Source organism: Agrococcus sp. UYP33, assembly GCF_054060915.1.
The window spans coordinates 1936623-1959710 of sequence record NZ_JBSSDR010000001.1; the positions used below are offsets into that span (position 1 = coordinate 1936623).

The 23088-nt window shown below is 72.3% G+C and carries 27 protein-coding genes and 1 riboswitch; of the genes, 22 read left to right on the forward strand and 5 right to left on the reverse strand.

All coding sequences use genetic code 11. The features are described 5' to 3' along the window. Positions 1–86: 86 nt before the first annotated feature. From ACVWW9_RS09500 to ACVWW9_RS09520, 5 genes are all read left to right on the forward strand, one after another. Complete coding sequence (locus ACVWW9_RS09500) at positions 87–1232, forward strand: ScyD/ScyE family protein (RefSeq protein WP_456515292.1); 1146 nt, start codon at positions 87–89, stop codon at positions 1230–1232. A gap of 40 nt (positions 1233–1272) precedes the next feature. Continuing rightward, entirely contained in the window at positions 1273–1515 is a 243-nt protein-coding gene (locus tag ACVWW9_RS09505) for a PLDc N-terminal domain-containing protein (protein WP_456515293.1), read from the forward strand. A 10-nt stretch (positions 1516–1525) separates the two neighbouring features. Further along, positions 1526–1987 carry an AAA family ATPase gene (locus ACVWW9_RS09510; protein ID WP_456515294.1) on the forward strand — a complete coding sequence of 154 codons (462 nt, stop codon included), beginning with the start codon at positions 1526–1528 and terminating at the stop codon, positions 1985–1987. An 84-nt stretch (positions 1988–2071) separates the two neighbouring features. Then, positions 2072–2662: a carboxymuconolactone decarboxylase family protein gene (locus tag ACVWW9_RS09515; RefSeq protein WP_456515295.1), complete on the forward strand. Its 591-nt coding sequence runs from the start codon at positions 2072–2074 to the stop codon at positions 2660–2662. Positions 2663–2685: 23 nt separating this feature from the next. Further along, entirely contained in the window at positions 2686–3069 is a 384-nt protein-coding gene (locus tag ACVWW9_RS09520) for a hypothetical protein (RefSeq protein WP_456515296.1), read from the forward strand. 51 nt (positions 3070–3120) lie between these two features. On the opposite strand, the gene ACVWW9_RS09525 is transcribed toward ACVWW9_RS09520, so the two are convergent. Genes ACVWW9_RS09525 through ACVWW9_RS09535 form a run of 3 tightly spaced genes read right to left on the reverse strand, consistent with a single transcriptional unit; the run spans position 3121 to position 6736 of the window. After that, a complete protein-coding gene (locus ACVWW9_RS09525) occupies positions 3121–4038 on the reverse strand; it encodes a hydroxymethylglutaryl-CoA lyase (RefSeq protein WP_456515297.1) in 918 nt (305 codons plus the stop codon). Then, positions 4035–5288, reverse strand: a complete 1254-nt coding sequence (locus ACVWW9_RS09530) for a CaiB/BaiF CoA transferase family protein (protein WP_456515298.1) — start codon at positions 5286–5288, stop codon at positions 4035–4037. The genes ACVWW9_RS09525 and ACVWW9_RS09530 overlap by 4 nt, the downstream gene beginning before the upstream one ends. Further along, complete coding sequence (locus tag ACVWW9_RS09535) at positions 5285–6736, reverse strand: GntP family permease (protein WP_456515299.1); 1452 nt, start codon at positions 6734–6736, stop codon at positions 5285–5287. Before ACVWW9_RS09535 ends, ACVWW9_RS09530 begins: the two co-directional genes overlap by 4 nt. A gap of 109 nt (positions 6737–6845) precedes the next feature. Between ACVWW9_RS09535 and ACVWW9_RS09540 the strand changes: the two genes are divergently transcribed. The 3 genes from ACVWW9_RS09540 to ACVWW9_RS09550 all read left to right on the forward strand — a co-directional run bounded on the left by ACVWW9_RS09540 (position 6846) and on the right by ACVWW9_RS09550 (position 8366). Next, complete coding sequence (locus ACVWW9_RS09540) at positions 6846–7604, forward strand: IclR family transcriptional regulator (RefSeq protein WP_354255432.1); 759 nt, start codon at positions 6846–6848, stop codon at positions 7602–7604. 1 nt (position 7605) lies between these two features. Beyond that, positions 7606–7668: riboswitch (guanidine-III (ykkC-III) riboswitch) on the forward strand. Positions 7669–7678: 10 nt separating this feature from the next. Then, positions 7679–7993, forward strand: coding sequence for a DMT family transporter (locus ACVWW9_RS09545; RefSeq protein ID WP_456515300.1), 315 nt, complete (start codon positions 7679–7681; stop codon positions 7991–7993). Position 7994: 1 nt separating this feature from the next. Then, the gene (locus ACVWW9_RS09550; protein ID WP_456515301.1) at positions 7995–8366 is read left to right on the forward strand and encodes a DMT family transporter; all 372 of its coding nucleotides are present in this window, start codon (positions 7995–7997) and stop codon (positions 8364–8366) included. 467 nt (positions 8367–8833) lie between these two features. On the opposite strand, the gene epsC is transcribed toward ACVWW9_RS09550, so the two are convergent. Both epsC and cysK read right to left on the reverse strand, forming a co-directional pair. Continuing rightward, entirely contained in the window at positions 8834–9388 is a 555-nt protein-coding gene (gene epsC, locus ACVWW9_RS09555; RefSeq protein WP_456515302.1) for a serine O-acetyltransferase EpsC, read from the reverse strand. Between the two features lie 11 nt (positions 9389–9399). Then, positions 9400–10329, reverse strand: coding sequence for a cysteine synthase A (cysK, locus tag ACVWW9_RS09560; RefSeq protein WP_456515303.1), 930 nt, complete (start codon positions 10327–10329; stop codon positions 9400–9402). Between the two features lie 108 nt (positions 10330–10437). Between cysK and prmC the strand changes: the two genes are divergently transcribed. The 14 genes from prmC (at position 10438) to ACVWW9_RS09630 (ending at position 23006) form a co-directional block, all read left to right on the forward strand. Continuing rightward, complete coding sequence (gene prmC / locus ACVWW9_RS09565; RefSeq protein WP_456515304.1) at positions 10438–11298, forward strand: peptide chain release factor N(5)-glutamine methyltransferase; 861 nt, start codon at positions 10438–10440, stop codon at positions 11296–11298. Positions 11299–11334: 36 nt separating this feature from the next. Then, positions 11335–12003, forward strand: a complete 669-nt coding sequence (locus ACVWW9_RS09570) for an L-threonylcarbamoyladenylate synthase (RefSeq protein WP_123697445.1) — start codon at positions 11335–11337, stop codon at positions 12001–12003. 4 nt (positions 12004–12007) lie between these two features. Beyond that, entirely contained in the window at positions 12008–13207 is a 1200-nt protein-coding gene (locus tag ACVWW9_RS09575; RefSeq protein WP_456515305.1) for an MraY family glycosyltransferase, read from the forward strand. Next, complete coding sequence (locus ACVWW9_RS09580) at positions 13204–13665, forward strand: hypothetical protein (protein WP_123697447.1); 462 nt, start codon at positions 13204–13206, stop codon at positions 13663–13665. Before ACVWW9_RS09575 ends, ACVWW9_RS09580 begins: the two co-directional genes overlap by 4 nt. Positions 13666–13825: 160 nt before the next feature. Further along, positions 13826–14656 carry a F0F1 ATP synthase subunit A gene (gene atpB / locus ACVWW9_RS09585; RefSeq protein WP_425453433.1) on the forward strand — a complete coding sequence of 277 codons (831 nt, stop codon included), beginning with the start codon at positions 13826–13828 and terminating at the stop codon, positions 14654–14656. 37 nt (positions 14657–14693) lie between these two features. After that, a complete protein-coding gene (gene atpE, locus ACVWW9_RS09590; RefSeq protein WP_123697449.1) occupies positions 14694–14933 on the forward strand; it encodes an ATP synthase F0 subunit C in 240 nt (79 codons plus the stop codon). Between the two features lie 7 nt (positions 14934–14940). Further along, positions 14941–15492 (forward strand): F0F1 ATP synthase subunit B, encoded by a 552-nt coding sequence (locus tag ACVWW9_RS09595; RefSeq protein WP_123697450.1) that lies wholly within the window; start codon positions 14941–14943, stop codon positions 15490–15492. Beyond that, positions 15492–16277, forward strand: coding sequence for a F0F1 ATP synthase subunit delta (locus ACVWW9_RS09600; protein WP_354255407.1), 786 nt, complete (start codon positions 15492–15494; stop codon positions 16275–16277). The genes ACVWW9_RS09595 and ACVWW9_RS09600 overlap by 1 nt, the downstream gene beginning before the upstream one ends. Before the next feature lie 27 nt (positions 16278–16304). Then, positions 16305–17939 (forward strand): F0F1 ATP synthase subunit alpha, encoded by a 1635-nt coding sequence (atpA, locus tag ACVWW9_RS09605; RefSeq protein WP_354255404.1) that lies wholly within the window; start codon positions 16305–16307, stop codon positions 17937–17939. Between the two features lie 23 nt (positions 17940–17962). Next, entirely contained in the window at positions 17963–18847 is an 885-nt protein-coding gene (locus ACVWW9_RS09610) for a F0F1 ATP synthase subunit gamma (protein ID WP_354255401.1), read from the forward strand. 24 nt (positions 18848–18871) lie between these two features. Next, positions 18872–20329 carry a F0F1 ATP synthase subunit beta gene (gene atpD / locus ACVWW9_RS09615; RefSeq protein ID WP_456515418.1) on the forward strand — a complete coding sequence of 486 codons (1458 nt, stop codon included), beginning with the start codon at positions 18872–18874 and terminating at the stop codon, positions 20327–20329. Next, the gene (locus tag ACVWW9_RS09620; RefSeq protein ID WP_123697454.1) at positions 20329–20586 is read left to right on the forward strand and encodes a F0F1 ATP synthase subunit epsilon; all 258 of its coding nucleotides are present in this window, start codon (positions 20329–20331) and stop codon (positions 20584–20586) included. The genes atpD and ACVWW9_RS09620 overlap by 1 nt, the downstream gene beginning before the upstream one ends. Then, complete coding sequence (locus ACVWW9_RS09625) at positions 20583–21302, forward strand: YaaA family protein (protein WP_456515306.1); 720 nt, start codon at positions 20583–20585, stop codon at positions 21300–21302. Before ACVWW9_RS09620 ends, ACVWW9_RS09625 begins: the two co-directional genes overlap by 4 nt. Before the next feature lie 54 nt (positions 21303–21356). Continuing rightward, positions 21357–23006, forward strand: coding sequence for a RecQ family ATP-dependent DNA helicase (locus ACVWW9_RS09630; RefSeq protein ID WP_456515307.1), 1650 nt, complete (start codon positions 21357–21359; stop codon positions 23004–23006). Positions 23007–23088 lie beyond the last annotated feature (82 nt).

A 23088-nucleotide genomic window follows, 5' to 3' on the forward strand; every position in this document is an offset into this window, starting at 1 on the left:
TGGGGGCTTGTCGTGCCGCCGGGTCAGGCGGACGCTGGTGCGCGGCGGCATCCCGCCGCTCCCGTGCGTGATGAAGAGGAGCCCCCATGTCTCGCAACCTCCGATCCAGGGCGACGGCGGCGGCGGCCGCCGCGGTCCTGGGTCTCAGCCTGATCGCCGTCGCCGGCGCTCCCGCCTACGCCGGCGGCCACTCCGATGACGACGTCGTCACGGTGGCGACCGGGCTCGACAACCCCAGGCAGCTCTCGCTCGGGCGGGGCGGCAGCCTCTACATCGCGGAGGCCGGCGTCCCTGACGCCTGCGCCGCCATCCCGGGCGTCGACCCGGCCTTCCAGGTCTGCGGCCTGACGGGCGGCGTCACCGAGGTGCGGCGGCCCGACCACCGGCGCGCCGAGCAGCGGCAGGTCGTCACCGGGTTGCCGACCATGACCTTCAACGGCGAGGTGGTCGGCGCATCCGACGTCGCCGTGCGCGGCAACCGCATCGAGGTGCTGATCGGCGGGATGACCGGGGCAGCGACGGCGCGCGCCGACCTGCCCGCCGAGTACGCGTCCTTCGGCACCCTGCGCTCCGCGCGGCTGCGGTGGGCGCCGCTCACCGGCGCCGATCTGAACCTCGTGGCCGACATCAACGCCTTCGAGGTCGCGAACAACCCCGACGGGAACGTGCCGCCGGACAGCAACGCGACCGGGTTCGTCTCGCTCGGCCACGGACGCTGGGCGGTCACGGATGCCGGCGGCAACGCGCTGCTGCGGGTGGGCCGTGGCGGCGAGCGCGCGGTCGCGGTGTTCCCGAACGGCGACCCGGTGCCCAACCCGTTCGGGCCGGGTGAGGTGAGCCCGCAGGCGGTGACGACCGACGTCGCCGTGGGTCCCGACGGCGCCTACTACGTGTCGCAGCTGACGGGCTTCCCGTTCCCGACCGGCGGCTCGACGATCTGGCGCGTGACGCGCGACGGGCAGGTGTCGGCGTACGCGACGGGCCTCACGATGGTGACGAGCCTGGCGTGGAAGGGCGACACCCTGTATGCCGTGCAGCTCGACGACGAGAACTTCTTCGACGGGCACGTCGGGTCGCTGCGCGCGGTGACCCCGGGCGGATCCGTCCACGAGGCGGTCGTCGACGGCCTGTCGGCGCCGTACGGGCTCGCCATCCGCGGGCACTCGGCGTACCTGACGATCGACTCGGTCTCGCCGGGTGAGGGCTCCGCCATCCGCGTCGACCTGCGCTGAGCCGCGCGGCGGCGAGCGCACCGCGAGGTACGCTCGCCGCATGCTCCTCGAGGTGGTGAACCCGCTGCTGTCCACGGGCTACGACGTCATCTGGACGGTCGCGGCCCTGGTGCTGCTCGCGCTCGCGGCCGTCGCGATCGTGCAGGTGCTGCGCGAGCCGACGCTCTCGGGGCTCGGCGCCGTGCTGTGGCTGCTCGTCATCCTGGCGCTGCCGGTGCTGGGCGCCGTCGCGTGGTTCGTGCTGCGTCCGCGCCGGGCGGCCGGCCAGCTGCCGAGCCTCTAGGGTCGCGCGCATGCCGCAGGTGACGCTCCTCTGCGGGCCCGCGGGCGCCGGCAAGACGACGATCGCGAGAGAGCTCGAGGCGGGTGGCGCGCTCGTGCTCTCGTTCGATCGCGAGGCCTGGGCCCGCGGCGTGCACGACGGTGGCTTCACGCCCGAGCTGATGGCTGCGATCGATGCCGACCTGCACGGCCGGCTCGTGCGCGCGGTGCAGGCGGGGGAGCGGGTGGTCGTCGACGGCTCGCTCTCGGCGCGCTGGGTGCGCGACGCCTGGCGCGAGCGCTGCGACGCGATCGGCGCGGAGCACGAGCTCGTCGTCGTGCGCGCATCGATGGCGTCGCTCGCCGCGCGCGTCGCAGGGCGCGAGGCGGGGCCGGAGTCGGTGCTGCTCGAGCAGGACGCGCTCGCGGCCTTCGTGGCCGGCTTCGACTGGCCGGGCGACGACGAGCCGCACCGCGAGGTCCGCACGGACTGAGCGCCGACACGACCGGCGCGCCTGGACGCCGCAGCGGTCCCCGGCTAGCGTGACGCGCATCCGGTGCGATCGAGGAGGTCCGTCATGGGCACAGGGGGCTTCCTGGCAGAGCCCGAGCCGAGCGACGCGGTCGAGGCGAAGTACGCCGCCGACCGCGCCGACGACGGCTACGTCATGAACCTCACCCGCGTGTGGGCGCAGGCCCCGCCGGTGGACGACGCGTGGACGGCGTTCGCGGGCGCCGCAGCCGAGGCCGCGGGGCTCACCTTCCGGCAGAAGGGCATCGTCGTCACCGCGCTCGCCGCCGCGATGGGCGACGCGTACTGCTCGCTCGCGTGGGGCGCGCGCCTCGCGAGGGCGAGCGACGCGCCGACCGCGCGCGCCGTGCTCGACGGCACGGATGAGGGCCTCGACGACGACGAGCGCACGATCGCCGCCTGGGCGCGGCAGCTCGTGCGCGACCCCAACGGGACGACCGCCGCCGACGTCGACGCCCTGCGCCGGGCGGGATTCGACGATCGGGCCATCCTCGGCCTGACCGCCTACATCGCGGCGCGCATCGCGTTCTCGACGGTCAACGATGCGCTCGGCGCGATCCCGGACGCGGAGCTGCGTGCCGCCGCGCCGCCGGCGGTCCTGGATGCCGTCACCTACGGACGGGCCGCGCCCGCCTGATCCGCCCGTGCCAGGATGGCGCCATGGACGTGATCCTCACGTGGCTCGGCTCCGCGCTGCTGGCTGCCGGAGCCGTCGCGATCGCGGTCGTCGTCCACGCGATCGGCCTCGGGCGCATCGCGCCGTCGCCCGCGCTCGGCCTGCCCGGCAGGCGGCTGCGCGCGGATGCGTCGACCTACCGGCGCACGCACCGCGCGGCGACGCCGCTCACCTGGCTCACCGCATCCGTCGCCGCGATCGCGGCGCTCGGCGCGCTCGCCGCGGGTGCGGCCGCGGGCATCGAGGAGTGGGCGATCCTCGCGGTGCTCGCCGCCGTCGTGCTCGTGGTCGGCCTCGCGCTCGCCACGTGGCGAGCGCACTCGGCGCTCGCCGACGACGCCCCCGGCGACGACCGCCCAGTCGACTGAGCCGGACTCCGCGCCGGCTCGGCGCGGGCCCCTACGCGGGTGCCGCGGCGGTCAGGCCCGCAGCGTCCAGGGGAACGCGCGCGCCTGGGGGCTGAGCGCGCCGCCGCGCACGCGCGCGCGGTCCGGCTCGTCGAGCGCGCCGGTGATCTCCTCGCCGAGCCGCACGAGCGCGGCGAAGGAGTCGGGGCTCGACCAGGCGGGCCGGAGCGTGAAGGCGAGGTCCTCGGTCGAGGTGTTGCCGGAGGCACCGGGCGCGAAGGGGCAGCCGCCGAGGCCGCCCAGCGCGCCGTCGACGACATCCGCCCCCGCGTCGACGGCTGCGAGCGCGTTCGCGACGCCCGCGCCCCAGGTGTCGTGGCCGTGGAAGACGAGGCCTGCCTCCGGGCGCCGGGCCGCCGCGAGCCCGACCCGCTCGCGCACCACGGCAGGGTGCGCCTGCCCGAGCGTGTCGCAGATGACGACGTCGCTCGCGCCGGCCGTGCGATCGTCGCCGAGGATGCGCTCGATGCGATCGAGCGGCACCTCGCCCTCGAAGGGGCACGTGAACGTCGTCGCGATGCAGAGCTGCAGCTCGCCGTCGACCGCGCGAGCTGCGGCGAGCGCATCGGGCATCGCGGCGATCGACGCCTCGGTGTCGCGGCCGATGTTCGCTCGGTTGTGGCTGTCGCTCGCCGAGAAGCAGTACTGGAAGCGCGTGACCCCGGCCGCTGCGGCCCGCTCGACGTGGCGCGGCGTCGCCACCCACACCCAGCAGTGCGCGAGCTCGTCGGGCGTGAGGGCCGCGACGACGTCGAGCGTGTCGGCCATCGCCGGCACGAGGTCGGGCCGCGCCATCGAGCCGATCTCGACGTGCTCGACACCGAGCGCGAGCAGCTCGCGCACGAGGCGCACCTTGCGCTCCGTGGGCAGCGGCTTGCCGGCGAGCTGCAGCCCGTCGCGGAGCGTCACGTCGCGGATCCCGACCGTCATGCTGCCTCCTCCTGCACGAGTGCGTCCGCTCGCGTCGCGTCCCAGCCGAGCCACTCGGCCAGCACCTCGCGGGTGTCGGCGCCGAGGTCCGGCCCCGGCTGCGTGATGGGCAGGCTCCGCCCGCCGACCACCGGCACGATGCCGGGCATCGCGACGCCCTCGCGCATCCCCGCGCCGTCGTCGATGTCGAAGCGCTGGATCATCTCGCGCGCCGCGTACTGCTCGTCGGCGATGACATCCTCGGCCGTGTAGATGGGGCCGGCGGGCACGCCCGCCGCATCGAGTGCGTCGAGCGCGTCGCCGCTCGAGCGGGCCGCCGTCCATGCGCCGATCGCGTCGTCGAGCTCGTCGCGGCGCGCCCAGCGCAGCTCGTTCGACGCGAGCGCCGGGTCGGCGCCGAGGTCGGGCCGGCCGATCGCCTCCATGTAGCGCCGGAAGATGCCGTCGCCGTTGCCGGCGACGACGATGCTCCTGCCGTCGCCGCAGAGGTAGGCGTTCGACGGCGCGATGCCCTCCATCCGGCCGCCGGTGCGCTCGCGGCGCTGCCCGTAGGCCGAGAACTCCGGCACGAGCGACTCCGTCACCGACAGCATCGCCTCGTTGAGCGCGACGTCGATCGCGCGCGCGTCGAGCGGGATGCGCGGCGCCGTGCCCTCGGCGGCGGCGCGGGCGCGCTCGCGCTCGAGCAGCCGCATGACGGCGCCGAACGCCGCGTAGAGGCCGGCGATCGAGTCGCCGATCGAGAAGCCGGTGCGGCTCGGCGGCCTGCCGGGCTCGCCGACCAGCTCTCGGAAGCCGCCGTACGCCTCCGCGACGGCCGCGAAGCCGGGCCGCGCCGACATCGGGCCGGTCTGGCCGAAGGCCGAGATGCGCACGAGCACGAGGTCGGGGTTGACGGCCTCGAGCTCGGCCGGGCCGATGCCCCAGCGCTCGAGCGTGCCGGGGCGGAAGTTCTCGAGCACGACGTCGGCCTCCGCCGCGAGCGCGAGCACCGCCGCGCGGCCCTCATCGCTGCGGAGGTCGAGCACGACCGAGCGCTTGCCCCGGTTGATGGTGCGGAACAGCATCGAGGTGTCGCCCGCGTGCAGCCGCCAGCGCCGCAGCTCGTCGCCGGTGCCGGGCCGCTCGACCTTGACGACGTCGGCGCCGAAGTCGGCGAGCAGCCGCCCGGCGGTGGGCGCCGCGATGTAGTTGCCGAGCTCGAGCACCCGGATGCCCTGCAGCGGCCGGTCCTGCACGACGCCGCTCACAGCACGGCCGACAGCAGCAGCACCATGCCGAGCGCGACGATGCTCGCGACCGAGACGCCGACGGTCACCGACTTGAGCGCGCCCCGCACCGACTGGCCGAGGAACGACTGCAGCAGCCAGAAGGTGTTGGAAGTGACGTGGATGCAGAAGAGGGCGCCCGCGCCGGCCGCGAGGCCGATGAGGATCGGGTTGAGCCCGAGGCTCGCGGCGACCGGTGCGAGGATGCCCGCCGCCGTCATCGCCGAGAGCGTCACGGAGCCGACCGCGATGTGGAGCACCGCGGCGAAGACCCAGACGAGCACGATCGGCGCGAACGCCGAGGCGCCGAGGTAGCCGGTGAGCAGGTCGCCGAGCTCGCCCGCGGCGATCACGGCCGCGAGCGCGCCGCCGACGCCGGTGAGGGCGAAGATCTGGCCGGCGTCCTTGAAGCCGTGGACGAGCGCGCGCTCGAGCTCGGTGCGGCCGAGCGCTCGACGGGCGATGAGCGCGGTGCCGATGACGCCGATGAGGAGGGCGATGGCGGGGGAGCCGAGGAACTGCATCGCCGGCACCTCGGCCTCGGCGATGTCGAGGAGCGCGCCGCCGGCGATGAGCACGAGCGAGAGCAGCAGCGGCGCGAACAGCACGATGAGCGGCAGGCGACGGGCCTCATCCTCGTGCTCCGCGACGGCGACGGTCGAGCGCTGCGCGCCGTCGCCCGCGACCGGGATCGACCGCGTCGCGCCCGAGACGGAGCGGGGCGCGTCGGCGCCGGACCGGGCCTCGGCATCCGCACCGCCCGGCTCGTCGCCGTCGTGGATGATCTCCTGCTCGTCGCCCTCGGGGTTCCAGAAGCCGGCGCGGAACGCGATGGTCATGATGAGGATCGAGACGATCACGGTGGGCACGACCACGACGAAGCCCCACAGCAGCATCTGCCCGATCGGGATGCCGAGGCTCGCCGCGATCATGACGGCGCCGATGCCGGGCACCATGAGCGCGATGCCCGTCTCGAGGCTGATGGCGAAGGTCGCGGCCATGATGCCGACGCCCGCCTTGCCGAGCCGCGGCGCGATGCGGCGGGCGAGCGGCGCGGCGAGCACGATCATCACGTCGACGAAGATCGTCTGCAGGTAGGTGGCGAACGAGACGCCGATCGCGAAGGGCACGCCCTTCGGACCGAAGAGCTTGAGGAGCGACTCGACCAGCCGGGTGATCGCGCCCATCCGGTTGAGCAGCGAGCCGATGAGCACACCCCAGGCGATGAGGAGCCCCGCCTCGGCCATCGTGTCGCCGAAGCCGGTGGCCATGGTCTCGACGGTGCCGAGCGCGCCGAGGCCGCTCATGAGGCCGATCGCGGCGGCGCCGATCGCGAGCGCGATGACGGGGTTGACGTGCAGCCGCACGATCATGATCACGACCGCGACGATGACGACCGCGACGATCGCGAGGATGGTCCATTCGGGCATGGGATCCCTCTCCGTTGAGGGTGGCGCTCGGCGCCACGGATTCCCACATCGTAGGACAGATGCCACATGGCGGGTATCCCGGCGTGTCGCACGGCCGTAGGATCGCGCCATGACCGAAGCGCCGCTGCTCGTGCTCGCGAAGATCACCGCGATCCTCGACGCCTTCACGCTCGAGCGTCCGAGCATGACCGCCACCGACATCCGCAGGGCGACGGGCATCCCTGCGTCGACCGCGCACCGGCTGCTCGGCAACCTCGTCGAGCACGGCTTCCTCGACCGCTCCGGCGACGCGTACGCGATCGGTGCGCGCATGGCGTTCTGGGCGGGCCCGGCGGTGCGCGCGAGGGCGCTCGGCGACCTGCTGCCGCCGCAGCTCGCGGCGCTGCGCGACGCCACCGGCGAGACGGCGTGCTTCTTCATCCCGGAGCGTGGCGCTCGCGTGTGCGTCGGCGTCGCCGAGACGCTGCACGGGCTCAAGCGCGCGATGTACGTCGGGCGCATCCAGCCGCTGCACGTGGGCAGCGCGGGCCGGGTCATCCTCGCCTGGCGCGACGACCTGCTCGAGGAGGTCCTCGCGACGCCGCTCGCGGCCCTGACCGGCTCGACGATCACCGATCCGGATGCGCTGCGCGCGGTCGTCGCGCGCACGCGGGCCGACGGCTACGCGATCACGGCGGGGGAGCGGGTGGAGGCGGCGAGCGGCGTCTCGGCGCCGGTGTTCGACGCGCACGGCGAGCTCGCCGGCGCGCTCACCGTGATGGGGCCGACGCTGCGGCTCACCGACGAGCGGTGCGCCGCGCTCATCGACGACGTGGTCGGCGCCGCCGACCGGCTGACGGCCTCGATCGGCGGCCGGCGAGTAGCCTGAGGGCAGGCTCGCCGCAGAGCCGCGGACGAGGGAGCCGTACCCGCACAGCGACAAGACGGCCGGAAGGGCTCGTCATGGCATGGGTGATCCTGATCGCCGCCGGCCTCCTGGAGGCGGTGTGGGCGACCGCGATGGAGGCGTCGAAGGGCTTCCGCCGCTGGCGGCCGACGGTGCTGTTCGTCGTCGCGATGCTCGCGTCGATGGGCGGCCTCGCGTGGGCGATGCTCGAGATCCCGACCGGCACCGCCTACGCGGTGTGGGTGGGCGTCGGCGCGGTCGCGACCGTGGCGCTGCAGGCCGCGCGCGGCAAGGAGCGGCTCACGGTCGTGCGCTCGCTGCTGCTCGTGCTGCTCGTCGGCTGCCTCGTCGGCCTGAAGCTGGTGAGCTGACGTGCGCGCCCGCACCGCCTGGCTCGTGCTGCTCGCGAGCGCCGTCCTCGAGGCCGTCTGGGCGACGGCGCTCGGGGCCTCCGCCGGCTTCTCGCAGCCTGTCCCGACGATCGTCTTCGCCGTGACCGCCGTGCTGAGCTTCATCGGCCTCGAGCGAGCCGTGCAGACGGTGCCGCTCGCGACCGGCTACGCGGTCTGGACCGGGGTCGGCGGCGCGCTCACCGTCATCTGGGCGCTCGTCACGGGCGTGCAGCCCTGGAACCCGCTCATGCTGCTGTTCCTGGCGGGCATCCTCGTGGCCGTCGCGGGTCTCGCCCTGACCGAGCGCCCGCACGGCTCGCCCGCCGAGGCCACCGCATCCACCCCCGACTGACCCGCCGAGCGGCTGCTCCCGCGCGTGGTCACGTCGCCCCCTGAGTGGTCACTTCCGCGCCCGAGTGGTCAGCTCGGCACGTGAGTGGTCAGCTCCGCACGTGAGTGGTCAACCTGGCGTGTGAGTGGTCATCTCGGTACGTGAGCGGTCAACTTGGCGCGTGAGTGGTCAGTTCGGCGCTCGAGCGGTCACTTGCTCGTCCGAGCGCGCTTCGGGGCGCGTGACCGGCGCCTTAGGCAACGTCGGCCGCTCGACGGGGCGCTGACCGTTCACGCGCGGAAGTGACCGCTGACCCGCGGGAGTGACCGCTCGGGCGCGGGAGTGACCGCTCGAGTACGGAAGTGACCGCTCGGGCGCGGGAGTGACCGCTCGGGCGCGGAAGTGACCGGTCGGGCGCGGGAGTGACCGCTCGTGCGCGGGAGTGACCACTCGGGCGCGGGAGTGACCGCTCGGGGAGCGGCGGCGGGTCAGATCGAGTACTCGATGTGGGGCAGCTCGGCGGGCGCGGTGCTCGCGACCGGCTTCGCCGGCACGCCGACGAGCGTCGCACCCGAGGGCGCATCGTGCAGCACGACCGCGTTCGCCCCGACCTTGACGTCGTCGCCGAGCGCGATCGGCCCGAGGATCTTCGCCCCGGCGCCCACGAGCACGCGGTGGCCGAGCGTCGGGTGGCGCTTCACGGCGGCGTTCGCCGTGCCGCCGAGCGTGACCCCGTGGTAGAGCATCACGTCGTCGCCGACCTCAGCGGTCTCGCCGATCACGACGCCCATGCCGTGGTCGATGAAGAAGCGGCGGCCGAGCCGCGCACCCGGGTGGATCTCGACGCCCGTCATGAAGCGCGTCCACTGGCTGCCGGCGCGCGCGAGCGAGCGCGCGCCCGCGTGCCAGAGGCGGTGCTGGATGCGGTGGGCCCAGACCGCGTGCAGGGTCGAGTAGGTGAGCGCGATCGTCACCGCGCCGCGCGCGGCCGGGTCGTGCCGCTTCGCGTTCTCGATGTCCTCCCGGACGTTGAGCAGGCCCATCCGCTCGCCCCTCAGGCCAGGTCGGCGTAGATCGGCATCGAGAGGTAGCGCTCGCCGGTGTCGCAGACGATCGCCACGATCGTCTTGCCGGCCGACTCGGGCCGCCGCGCGATCTCGAGCGCGGCCCAGACGATGGCGCCGGACGAGATGCCGGCGAAGATGCCGTCCTTCGCCGCGAGCTCGCGGCCCACGCGCACCGCGTCGTCGAGCTGCACGTCGACGACCTCGTCGTAGATGTCGGTGTCGAGGATGGCCGGCACGAAGTTGGCGCCGAGCCCCTGGATCTTGTGCGGCCCGGCCTTGCCCTCGGTCAGCAGCGGCGAGTCCGCGGGCTCGACGACCACGAGGTGCAGCTCGGGCTTGAGCTCCTTGAGGCGGCCGCCTGCTCCGGTGATCGTGCCGCCCGTGCCGACGCCGGCCACGAACACGTCGACCTCGCCGTCGGTGTCGGCCCAGACCTCCTCCGCGGTGGTCTCGCGGTGCACGCGGATGTTCGCCTCGTTCTCGAACTGGCGGGCGAGGATCGCGCCGGGCGTCTCCTCGACGATCTGCTGCGCCCGCTCGACCGCGCCGCGCATGCCGTCGGGGCCGGGGGTGAGCACGAGCTCGGCGCCGTAGGCCTTGAGGATCGCGCGCCGCTCGACCGACATCGTCTCGGGCATCGACAGGATGACCTTGTAGCCGCGCGCGGCGCCGACCATCGCGAGCGCGATGCCGGTGTTGCCGCTCGTGCCCTCGACGATCGTGCCGCCGGGCTGCAGCGACCCATCGGCCTCCGCCGCGTCGATGATGGCCCGGCCGATGCGGTCCTTCACCGATGCGCCGGGGTTGAAGGACTCCACCTTGACGAGCACCGTCGCGTGCGTGTCGTTCGTGCGCTGGAGGCGCACGAGGGGAGTGCCGCCGATGGTGGCGGTGATGTCGTCGAAGATGCGCGCCATGCGTTGTCCTTTCACCCGATGGAAGCGTTGCTTTCAGTGTAGAGGCGCTCGGCTGGGCGCCCGGTGCCTGCACGCTTGGGGGACACGCCGTCGCTATAGCGTTGGCGCGTGAACGAACGATCGGTCGGGGACGACGTCCGCGACGCCCGTGCGAGGCTCGCCCTCGTCGGCATCGACGGACCGGATGCAGAGCTGCTCGCGGCATGGGCTGCGGGGAGCGGGGTCGGCGCGATCCGCGTCGACATGGCGATGGGCCGCCCGTTCGAGCCGGATGCGCTCGACCGGTTCCGCACCGCCGTCGCCCGCCGCGAGGCGCGCGAGCCGCTGCAGCACATCACCGGCCTCGCGCCGTTCCGGCACGTCGAGCTGCTGGTGGGCCCCGGCGTCTTCACGCCGCGGCCGGAGACCGAGCTGCTCGTCGAGGTCGCCCTCGACCACCTCCGCGCAGCGGTCGCGCCGACCGTGCTCGACGTCGGCACCGGCTCCGGCGCCGTCGCGATCGCGCTCGCCCGGGAGGCGGGGGCGCGCGTCGTCGCCGTCGAGCAGAGCCCCGCTGCCTTCTCGTGGGCGCGCCGCAACATCGCCGCGCTCGCCCCGGGCATCGTGCTGCTGCACGCCGACGCGCGCGACGCCGCGGCGCTCGCGGCGGTGGGCGTGCACGCGGGCTCGCTCTCGGCGCTCGTGTCGAACCCGCCCTACGTGCCGCACGCATCCGTGCCCGCCGACCCGGAGGTGCGCGGCTTCGATCCGGCGCGCGCGCTGTACTCGGGCGTCGACGGGCTCGAGCTCGTGCGGGACCTGGCGCCGCTCGCGGCCGACCTCGTCGCCCCCGGCGGGCTCGTCGCGTTCGAGCACGCGGAGCACCAGTCGGCCGCGATCCGCGAGATGCTCGAGGATGCGGGCTTCCACGACGCGCGCACGCACCGCGACCTGACCGGCCGCGACCGCGTCACGGCGGCCATCCGCTGACGACGTCCCGATCCGGTGCGCCGGTACGATGAGCGGGTGCCCGCCATCCACGACTGCGCCGATCCGATGTCCCTGCTCGACGGCGTCCGCGCCGCCCGCACGGCCATCGCCGCCGGCCGCTGCATCGTGATGCCGACCGACACCGTCTACGGCATCGCGGCGGACGCGTTCTCGCACGCCGCGGTCGCCGGGCTGCTCGCCGCGAAGGGCCGCGACCGGGGCTTCCCGCCGCCTGTGCTCGTCGCCGACCGCGCCATGGCGAGCGCGCTCGCGGAGTCGGTGCCCGCAGAGCTCGAGCCGCTGCTCGACGCGCACTGGCCGGGCCCGCTCACCGTCATCCTGCGCGCGCAGCCGTCGCTCACCTGGGACCTCGGCGACACCGGCGGCACCGTCGCCATCCGCGTGCCCGACCACCCCATCGCGATCGGCCTGCTGCGCGAGACCGGCCCGCTCGCGGTCTCGAGCGCCAACCTGCACGGGCGCCCTGCGCCGACCGAGGCGGCTGCGGCGGCCGAGATGCTCGGCGACAGCGTCGCCGTCGTGCTCGATGCCGGCACCGTCGGCGGCACCGCCGCGGCGGGGGAGCAGAACGGCTCGACGATCCTCGACTGCTCGACCCCCGGCACGTTCCGCATCGTGCGCCAGGGCGTGCTGCCGCGAGCCGTGATCGCCGAGGCGCTCGGCGACCTGCTCGTCGACGGGTGATGCCGTGATCTTCCTGGCCGTCGCGGCCGTCGCGGCGGTCATCACGTTCCTCACCAGCCGGGTCGTGCTGCGCCTCGCGCTGCGATTCGGCATCCACCCGCCGGTGCGCGACCGTGACGTGCACTCGCGGCCGACGCCGCGCCTGGGCGGCGTGGCGATGTGCCTGGGGCTGCTCGGCGCGTTCGGCGTCGCCGCGCTCATCCCCGAGCTGTCCGGCGTCTTCGCCGAGCCGGTGCGCATCTGGACGCTGCTCGCAGGCGCCGTCGCGATCTGCGCGATCGGCGTGCTCGACGACCTCTACGACCTCGACTGGATGCTGAAGCTCGGCGCGCAGATCCTGGTCGCCGCGGGCGTCGCGATCTTCGGCGTGCAGATCGTCAGCCTCCCGATCGGCGGGCTCACCGTGCCGTCGTCGACGATGGCGATCAGCCTCACCGTGCTGCTCATCGTGCTCGTCATGAACGCGGTGAACTTCATCGACGGCCTCGACGCCCTGGTCGCGGGCACGACGATCATCGGCTCGACCGCGTTCTTCGGCTACATCTTCATCATCAGCGCCAACCAGGGCCAGCAGAACGCCTACTTCTCGCTCGCGAGCCTCATCACGTCGATCATCGTGGGCGTCTGCCTCGGCTTCCTGCCCGTCAACTGGCACCCGGCGCGCATGTTCATGGGCGATGGGGGAGCGCTCATGCTCGGGCTCATGACCGCGGCGAGCGCGATCGCGGTCACGGGCCAGATCGACCTCGCGACCATGGGCGGGCGCAGCCAGATCCTGCCGGCCTTCATCCCCATCCTGCTGCCGCTCGCGATCCTGCTGCTGCCGCTCACCGACTTCGTGCTCGCCGTCGTGCGCCGGCTCGTGAACGGCTCGAGCCCCTTCGCCGCCGACCGCAAGCACCTGCACCACCGGCTGCTCGACATGGGCCACTCCCACCTCGGCGCCGTGCTGATCTTCTACGCGTGGACCGCCGTCGTCTCGATCGGCTGCCTCATCTTCCTGTTCCAGCCCTGGTGGGTGGCGATCGGTATCATGGTCGCGGGATTCCTCGTGTGCGCGGTGCTCACCGCTGCGCCGGTCAGCCGGCGCGTGTGGCAGACGCTGCTGCGCGTGCTGCGCGAGCGCCGAGCTGCGCGCAGGGGACTCGAGCCGATCGACACGCAGCGCAGCCAGACCATCGACACACGAGGAGACAGCCGGTGACCACGACCGCGATCATGCAGCGGATCCTGCTCTGGGGAGGCATCCTCGCAGCCGCGGTCGCCGTCGTCGGCGGGGTGGTCGGATGGCTGCTCGCCGCAGGCGCCGGCCTCGCGTCCGCGCTCGTCGGCACCGCCCTCGCCATCATCTTCTGCATGCTGACGGCCGTGAGCATCCTGCTCGCCTTCAAGGCATCGCGCGGCGTCATGATCTCCGGCGCCTTCTTCGGCATCGTGCTGGGCGGCTGGCTGCTGAAGTTCGTGCTGTTCATCGTGCTCGTCTTCGTGCTCGGCGACCAGGAGTGGCTGCACCGCGGCGTGGCCTTCGGATCGCTCGTCGCCGCCGTCATCGGCTCGCTCGTGATCGACTGCGTCGTCATCGCCACGAGCCGCCAGCCGACGATCGACAGCGACGCCGACGACGAGACGCAGGGGCGCCCGGCATCGGGCGCACGGGCGTGATGGAGGCGTCGTCGGGGCCCGCTGCCGCCCACCTCTCTGATAGTGTCGTACCTGCTCCCCCCACTGCCGCGCTCAGCTTCGAGCGTGCCCGCGCGAGGGGGTGCACCGACGTCGAACCGGCGCCAGGCGCCCTGAGGTTGAGGAAGACACGCTGAACGCCTTGCTGACGCCGCTGGCTGCCGCTGGAACCGAGCCCGAGCCGTTCCATCCGCCGTCGATCGCGGACTTCTTCCCGGACATCGTGCTCTTCGCCGACCCGACGATCGAGTGGTTCGGCAGCGACGAGCCGATCTTCGGCATCAACCGCATCATGCTCATCCGAATGCTGTCGGCGCTCGTGATCATCCTGATCTTCGTGCTCGGCACCCGGAAGATGCGCCTCATCCCGACGCGCGGCCAGAGCATCGTCGAGATGGGCCTCGGCTTCGTCCGCGACGGCATCGCCTACGACCTGCTCGGCGAGAAGGACGGCCGGCGCTTCCTGCCGCTCATCACCACGATCTTCTTCATGGTGCTGTCGATGAACATCACGGGCATCGTGCCGTTCCTCAACATCGCGGGCACCGGCGTCATCGGCGTGCCGCTCGTGCTGGCGCTCGTCGCGTACGGCGCGTTCATCTACGCCGGCGTCAAGAAGCACCCGGGAGCGTTCTTCAAGAACGCGCTCTTCCCGCCGGGCGTGCCGTGGCCGCTGTACATCATCGTGACGCCGATCGAGTTCGTCTCGACCTTCGTGCTGCGCCCCATCACGCTCACGCTCCGACTCATGATGAACATGGTCGTCGGGCACCTGCTGCTCGTGCTGTTCTTCGCGGCCACGCAGTTCTTCTTCTTCTCCGCCGGTGGCTTCTACACGCTCTTCGGCGTGGGCACGTTCGCCTTCGGCTTCGCCTTCACGCTCTTCGAGGTCCTCGTCGCGGTGCTGCAGGCCTACGTCTTCGCCCTCCTGACCACTGTCTACATCCAGCTCGCGCTGGCTGAAGAGCACTGACCCTTCCGGGCAACCGGAACCGCAGAAAGGAACCACCGTGGACAACGCCACGACCATCCTCGCCGAGATCAACGGCAACATCGGCACCGTCGGCTACGGCCTCGCGGCCATCGGCCCCGCCATCGGCGTGGGCATCGTCGTCGGCAAGACGATCGAGTCGGTCGCCCGCCAGCCGGAGCTGCAGGGTCGCCTGACGGTGCTCATGTACATCGGCATCGCCTTCACCGAGGCGCTGGCGTTCATCGGCATCGCCACGTACTTCTTCATGACGAACTGAGCCACGGATGCTCACCACTCCTCTCTTCCTCGCGGAGGAGTCGGGGGAGGCCACACCGAACCCCCTGCTTCCCGCGCCGTACGACATCCTGTGGTCGGCGGTCATCTTCGTCGTCCTGCTGCTGATCTTCTGGAAGGTCATCCTCCCGCGCATGCAGGCGCTCCTCGACGAGCGCTCCGCAGCCATCGAGGGCGGCATCAAGAAGGCGGAGGCCGCGCAGGCCGAGGCCGCTGCCGCGCTGGAGTCGTACAACACCCAGCTCGCTGAGGCCCGTGCCGAGGCCGGTCGGATCAAGGACCAGGCTCGCGCCGACGCCGCCAAGATCGAGGCCGACCTCAAGGCTCGCGCCAACGACGAGGCCGAGCGCATCACCGCCCAGGCGCACCAGCGCATCGAGGCGGAGCGCCAGGCTGCCTTCACCTCGCTGAAGACCGAGGTCGGCACGCTCGCCCTCGGCCTCTCCGAGAAGGTCGTCGGCGAGTCGATGGACGACGCGCGGTCCGCCGCGATCGTCGACCGCTTCCTGGCCGAGCTCGAGCACGACGGGGCGAACCGCTAGTGGGCAGCGCGACCAGCCAGGCGCGGACCGCCATCGACGAGGCACTCGTGCGCCAGCCGCAGGCCGGCCTCGACGACGCGCGGGACCTGTTCCAGGCATCGCGCGCCATCGAGCGCAGCCCGCAGGTGCTCGCGGCGCTCGCCGACCCGGTCTCGGCTCCGGATGCGCGGGCGGCACTCGCCGAGCGCGTGCTCGGGCAGCTCGGTGCACCGGCGGTCTCGATCGTCGCGCACCTGGCGCGCCAGCGCTGGTCCGACGCCGCCGACATCCTCACCGCCATCGACGACGCGGGCATCCGCATCGCCGTGCGCGGGGCGGCCGGCGCCGACGTCGCGGGCGAGATCGCCTCGTTCTCGCGCATCGTGTCCTCCGACCCGCAGCTCGAGCTCGCGCTCGGCGGCGTGCTCGGCAAGGCCGACGACAAGGCCGCGCTGCTGCAGCGGCTCATCGGCGGGCGAGCGAGCGAGGCGACCACCGTGATCCTCGACCACCTCGTCCGCGTGCCGCGCGGCCGCCGCATCGGGCAGCTGCTCCGCGGCGCCGCGACCGAGGTCGCAGCCGCCGCCGGTCGCTCGATCGCGACCGTCACCTCGGCCCGCGAGCTCCCGACCGCTCAGCTCGACCGGCTCCGCGCCGGCCTCGAGCGCCAGTACGGCCGCACGCTGCAGCTGCAGCAGGTCGTCGACCCGGCCGTCGTCGGCGGCCTCAGGGTGGCGATCGGCGACGACGTCATCGACGGCACCGTCCGTTCCAAGTTCACCGACCTGCGCCTGAAGCTCGGCTAGGTCGAAGGCATTCGAAGAGGAAGACACATGTCAGAGCTCACCATCAGCCCCGACGAGATCAAGGGCGCACTCGCCGACTTCGTCTCGTCCTACGAGGCATCCACGTCGACGACGGCCGAGGTCGGCCACGTCATCGACGCCGCCGACGGCATCGCCCACGTCGAGGGCCTGCCCGGCGTCATGGCCAACGAGCTCGTGCGCTTCGCGGACGGCACGCTCGGCCTCGCGCAGAACCTCGACGAGACCGAGATCGGCGTCGTCGTGCTCGGTGAGTTCGGTGGCATCGTCGCCGGCATGGAGGTCACCCGCACCGGTGAGGTCCTCTCGGTCCCGATCGGCGAGGGCTACCTCGGCCGCGTCGTCGACCCGCTCGGCAACCCGATCGACGGCCTCGGTGAGGTCGCCTCGAGCGGCCGCCGCGCCCTCGAGCTCCAGGCGCCGGGCGTCATGCAGCGCAAGTCGGTGCACGAGCCGCTCCAGACCGGCATCAAGGCCATCGACGCGATGATCCCGGTCGGCCGTGGCCAGCGCCAGCTGCTCATCGGCGACCGCCAGACGGGCAAGACGGCGATCGTGATCGACACGATCATCAACCAGAAGGCCAACTGGGAGTCGGGCGACGTCAACAAGCAGGTCCGCTGCATCTACGTCGCGATCGGCCAGAAGGGCTCCACGATCGCCGCCGTCAAGGGTGCGCTCGAGGACGCCGGCGCCATGGCGTACACGACGATCGTCGCGTCGCCCGCGTCCGACCCGGCCGGCTTCAAGTACCTCGCGCCGTACGCCGGCTCGGCCATCGGCCAGCACTGGATGTACGAGGGCAAGCACGTCCTCATCATCTTCGACGACCTGTCGAAGCAGGCAGAGGCCTACCGCGCCGTCTCGCTGCTGCTGCGCCGCCCGCCGGGCCGCGAGGCATACCCGGGTGACGTGTTCTACCTGCACTCCCGCCTGCTCGAGCGCTGCGCGAAGCTGTCCGACGAGCTCGGCGCCGGATCGATGACGGGCCTGCCCATCATCGAGACGAAGGCGAACGACGTCTCGGCGTACATCCCGACCAACGTGATCTCGATCACCGACGGCCAGATCTTCCTGCAGTCCGACCTGTTCAACGCCAACCAGCGCCCTGCGGTCGACGTCGGCATCTCGGTCTCGCGCGTCGGTGGCGACGCGCAGGTCAAGTCGATCAAGAAGGTCTCCGGCACGCTCAAGCTCGAGCTGGCGCAGTACCGCTCGCTCGAGGCGTTCGCGATGTTCGCCTCCGACCTCGACGCCACGTCGCGCCGCCAGCTCGACCGAGGCGCTCGCCTCACCGAGCTGCTGAAGCAGCCGCAGTACTCGCCGTACCCCGTGGAGGAGCAGGTCGTCTCGATCTGGGCCGGCACGAACGGCAAGCTCGACACGGTGCCGGTGAACCAGGTGCTGCAGTTCGAGTCGGAGCTGCTCGAGCACATGCGCCACAACGGCACGGTGCTGTCGACGCTGCGCGAGACGAACGTGCTCGACGACGCGACGCTCGCGAGCCTCGAGTCCGAGGTCGACGCGTTCGTCAAGAACTGGCAGTCGAAGCCGGAGTCGAGCATCACCGACCCGGGCACCGAGTCCGACACGCCGATGGTCGAGGACGTCAACCAGGAGCAGATCGTCAAGGGCCGTCGCTGACGCGAGCTCGCTGAGGAGGCGACATGGGAGCCCAGCTCCGGGTCTACACGCAGAAGATCAAGTCTGCGCAGACGACCAAGAAGATCACGAAGGCGATGGAGCTCATCGCTGCATCGCGCATCCAGAAGGCGCTCGCACGCGTGCACGCCTCGACGCCGTACGCTCGCGCGCTGACGCGCGCCGTCAGCGCGGTCGCCACGTACTCCAACGAGGCGCACCCGCTGACGGTCGAGCGGCCGGAGCTCAAGCGCGCGGCGATCGTCGTGCTGACGAGCGACCGCGGCCTCGCCGGCGCGTTCAACTCGCAGATCCTGCGCGAGGCGAGCGAGCTGCGGGCGAAGCTCGAGGCTGAGGGCAAGGAGGTCGACCACTACCTGGTCGGCAATAAGGCCGTCGGCTACTTCCGCTTCCGCAAGCGCACCGCGGTGCGCGAGTGGACGGGGCAGTCGGAGACGCCGAGCCCGGAGCTCGCGCAGGAGATCGCCGATGCGGTGCTCGAGGCGTACGTCTCGGAGCAGGTCGACGAGATCCACGTCGTCTACAACCGCTTCGTCAGCATGATGACGCAGGACCCGACCTCGGTGCGGCTGCTGCCGCTCGAGATCGTCGAGGCCTCGGGCGCCGAGAGCGCCGAGCAGTTCCCGCTCTACGAGTTCGAGCCGGAGCCCGCGGGCGTGCTCGACGCACTGCTGCCGGTCTACGTCGAGAGCCGCATCTTCAACGCCCTCCTGCAGTCGGCCGCCGCGAAGCAGGCAGCCACGCAGAAGGCGATGAAGTCGGCCTCCGACAACGCCGACAAGCTCATCACCGACTACACCCGCCTGCGCAACAACGCGCGCCAGGCCGAGATCACGACGCAGATCTCCGAGATCGTGGGCGGCGCGGACGCCCTCGCCTCGGCGAAGTAGCCACGAAAGGCAAGCACCATGACCATCACTGACACCACAGAGGCCTCGCAGAAGCAGGCCGGCGTCGGCCGCGTCGCTCGCGTGACCGGGCCCGTCGTCGACATCGAGTTCCCGCACGACGCCATCCCCGGCATCTACAACGCGCTCAAGACGACCGTCGACTTCGGCGACGGCACCGAGCCGCAGGAGATCACGCTCGAGGTCGCGCAGCACCTCGGCGACGACCTCGTGCGCGCCATCGCCCTCAAGCCGACGGACGGCCTCGTCCGCGGCCAGGAGGTGCGCGACACGGGCGACCCGATCATGGTGCCCGTCGGCGACATCACCAAGGGCAAGGTCTTCAACGTCATCGGCGAGCCCCTCAACCTCGGTGAGGGCGAGACCCTCGAGGTCTCCGAGCGCTGGTCGATCCACCGCAACGCGCCGTCGTTCGACCAGCTCGAGTCGAAGACGCAGCTGTTCGAGACCGGCATCAAGGTCATCGACCTGCTGACGCCCTACGTGCTCGGCGGCAAGATCGGCCTGTTCGGTGGCGCCGGCGTCGGCAAGACGGTGCTCATCCAGGAGATGATCCAGCGCGTCGCGCAGGATCACGGCGGTGTCTCGGTGTTCGCCGGTGTCGGCGAGCGCACCCGTGAGGGCAACGACCTCATCCACGAGATGGAGGAGGCGGGCGTCTTCGACAAGACCGCCCTCGTCTTCGGCCAGATGGACGAGCCGCCGGGCACGCGCCTCCGCGTCGCGCTCTCGGCGCTCACGATGGCGGAGTACTTCCGCGACGTGCAGAACCAGGACGTGCTGCTCTTCATCGACAACATCTTCCGCTTCACGCAGGCCGGCTCCGAGGTCTCGACGCTGCTGGGCCGCATGCCCAGCGCCGTCGGCTACCAGCCGAACCTCGCCGACGAGATGGGCATCCTGCAGGAGCGCATCACGTCGACCCGCGGCCACTCGATCACGTCGCTGCAGGCCATCTACGTGCCGGCTGACGACTACACCGACCCGGCCCCGGCCACGACGTTCGCGCACCTCGACGCCACGACGGAGCTCTCGCGAGAGATCGCGTCGAAGGGCCTCTACCCGGCCGTCGACCCGCTCACCTCGACGAGCCGCATCCTCGACCCCCGCTACCTGGGCAACGACCACTACCGCGTCGCGACCACGGTCAAGCAGATCCTCCAGAAGAACAAGGAGCTGCAGGAGATCATCGCGATCCTCGGTGTCGACGAGCTCTCGGAGGAGGACAAGATCGTCGTGTCGCGTGCACGCCGCATCCAGCAGTTCCTCTCGCAGAACACCTACATGGCGAAGAAGTTCACCGGTGTCGAGGGCTCGACCGTGCCGCTCAAGGAGACCGTCGAGTCGTTCGACGCGATCGCCAAGGGCGAGTTCGACCACGTGGCGGAGCAGGCGTTCTTCAACGTCGGCGCCATCTCGGACGTCGAGGCCAAGTGGGCGCAGATCCAGAAGGAGAACGGCTGATGGCTCTCGCCGTCAGCATCGTGTCGGCCGCGGCCGAGGTCTGGTCGGGCGACGCCTCGCAGGTGGTCGCGCGCACGACCGAGGGCGAGATCGGCATCCTGACGGGCCACGAGCCGCTGCTCGCCGTGCTCGCCGAGGGCCAGGTGCGCGTCACCGACGCGTCCGGCACGGTGCACAAGGTGGATGCCGAGGACGGCTTCCTCTCGGTCGACCACGACCGCGTGGAGATCGTGGCCAGGAACGCCAAGCTCGCGTGATCGTCCTGCTGCCGCCCAGCGAGACGAAGGCGGCAGGCGGGACGGGTGATCGCCTCTCGACGGCCGGTCTGGGATACCCCGGGCTGGCCGTCGCCCGTTCGCGGGCACTGGCGGCGCTCGACCGCCTCGTCGCCGAGGGGCAGGACATCTCGACGCCCGCGAAGGCGCGCGCCGCGGCCGACAACGCCGCCGTGCGCACGTCCGCGACGATGCCCGCCATCGAGCGCTACACCGGCGTGCTCTTCGACGCGCTCGACGCCGCGTCGCTCGCGCCCGATGCGCGCGCGTGGCTCGACAGCCACGTCGTCGTGCAGTCGGCGCTGCTCGGCTTCCTGCGCGCCTCCGACCGCATCCCCGCCTACAAGGTGTCCGAGCACACGAAGCTGCCGGGGGAGCGGATGCGCGATCTGTGGTCCGGTGCCGGATCGGTCATCGAGGGCTTCGCGCTCGACCTGCGCTCGAAGGCCTACGCGTCGCTCGCGCCCGTCGCGGGCGCCGTGCCGGTCGAGATCGTCTCGCCAGACGGCAAGGCGCTGAACCACTGGAACAAGGCGGGCAAGGGCGCGCTGGTGCGCGCGCTCGCCGAGTCGCGCGTCGTGGCGGACTCGGCGGATGCGCTCGTCGCGTGGGCCGCGTCGTCGGACGTGCCGCTCGCGCGCACGGATGCCGGCCTGCGCCTGACGGTGCAGGATCCGCGCCTCGTCGCCGCCCGCTGACCAGCAGCATCGGGGTACAGCGCACGTGCGGGTACGTGCTCCTAGCATCGCTGCATGCCAGATGTACCCCAATCCGACGCCATCGCCGCCGCTGCCGCCGACTTCGGATGGTCGGAGCTGCGGCCCGGGCAACGGGAGGCGGTCCAGGCCGCGCTCGACGGGCGCGACGTGCTCGCGGTCATGCCGACCGGCCACGGCAAGTCGGCGATCTACCAGCTCGCCGCCGGCCTCACCGATGGCCTCACCATCGTGGTGTCGCCGCTCATCGCGCTGCAGCGCGACCAGGTCGAGCAGCTCGGCGAGCTGGGCGCCGATCCCGCCGTCGCTGTGAACTCGTCGCAGCGCGCGACCGAGACCCGCGAGGCATGGGAGGAGCTCGAGGCCGAGGAGGCCGGCTTCCTCTTCCTGGCGCCCGAGCAGCTCGCCCGCGATGAGGTCGTCGAGCGGCTCCGCGGGCTGCGCCCGACGCTGTTCGTCGTCGACGAGGCGCACTGCGTCTCCGCGTGGGGCCATGACTTCCGTCCGGACTACCTGCGGCTCGGCCACGTGATCGAGGCGCTCGGGCATCCGACGACCATCGCCCTCACGGCCACGGCCGCGCCGCCGGTGCGTGACGAGATCGTCGAGCGCCTGCGGATGCGCGACGCGCACCAGGTGGTGCGGGGCTTCGACCGCCCGAACATCTTCCTCGAGGCGCACCGGGTGGCCGACGACGACGAGCAGCGGCGGGCGGTCGTCGAGCGCGCGAGCGCCGAGGCGAAGCCGGGGCTCGTCTACGTCGCCACCCGCAAGCAGGCGGAGCAGCTGACCGACGAGCTGCGGGCGGCCGGCATGCGCGCGGAGACGTACCACGCAGGGCTCTCCCGGGCCGAGCGCGAGCGGGTGCACGACGCCTTCACCGACGGCAGCGCCGAGGTCGTCGCCGCCACCTCGGCCTTCGGCATGGGCATCGACAAGGCCGACGTCCGGTTCGTGCTGCACGCCGCGGCGCCCGAGTCGCTCGACGCGTACTACCAGGAGATCGGGCGCGCGGGCCGCGACGGCGAGCCGGCCCTCGCGGCGCTCTACTTCCGCCAGGAGGACTTCGGGGTGCACCGGTTCCGCACCGGGGGCTCGGCCGATACCGACATGCTGTCGAAGGTCGCCTCGCGGATCCGGCGCGCGAAGCAGCCGGTGCCGCCCGAGCGGCTGCGGGAGCGGCTCGAGGTGGGAGCGAGCCGGCTCACCTCCGCGGTCAACCTGCTCGAGCAGACCGGCGCGCTCGAGACCAACGGGGACGGCGACCTCGTGTGGCGCGAGGGCACCGTCAAGCCCGCCGTCGCCGAGGCGGCGAGGCTCGCGGAGGCGCGGCGCCGAGTCGACCGCTCGCGCATCGACATGATGCGGGGCTACGCCGAGACGGGCGGCTGCCGCAGGCGGTTCCTGCTCGGCTACTTCGGCGAGGACCTGCCCGAGCGCTGCGGTGCGTGCGACACGTGCCGGAGCGGGTCGGCCGCGCGCGTCGAGGAGGCGCGCGGCGAGGGGGACGCGGACGCGAGCTGGCCCGTGGGGCTCGAGGTGCGCCACGAGGCGTGGGGCGAGGGCAGCGTCGTCAGCGAGGACGGCGACCGCATCACCGTGCTGTTCGACGAGGAGGGCTACAAGACCCTCGCGGTGGAGGCGATCGAGCGCACCGGCGTGCTGCAGCCGCTGCCCGCTGCTTAGCCGCCACCAAGGAACCGTCAAGGTGCGCCTCACGGCGCGGCGGCACGATGCCGGAGGGCACGCATCGGCGGCCCGATCATCC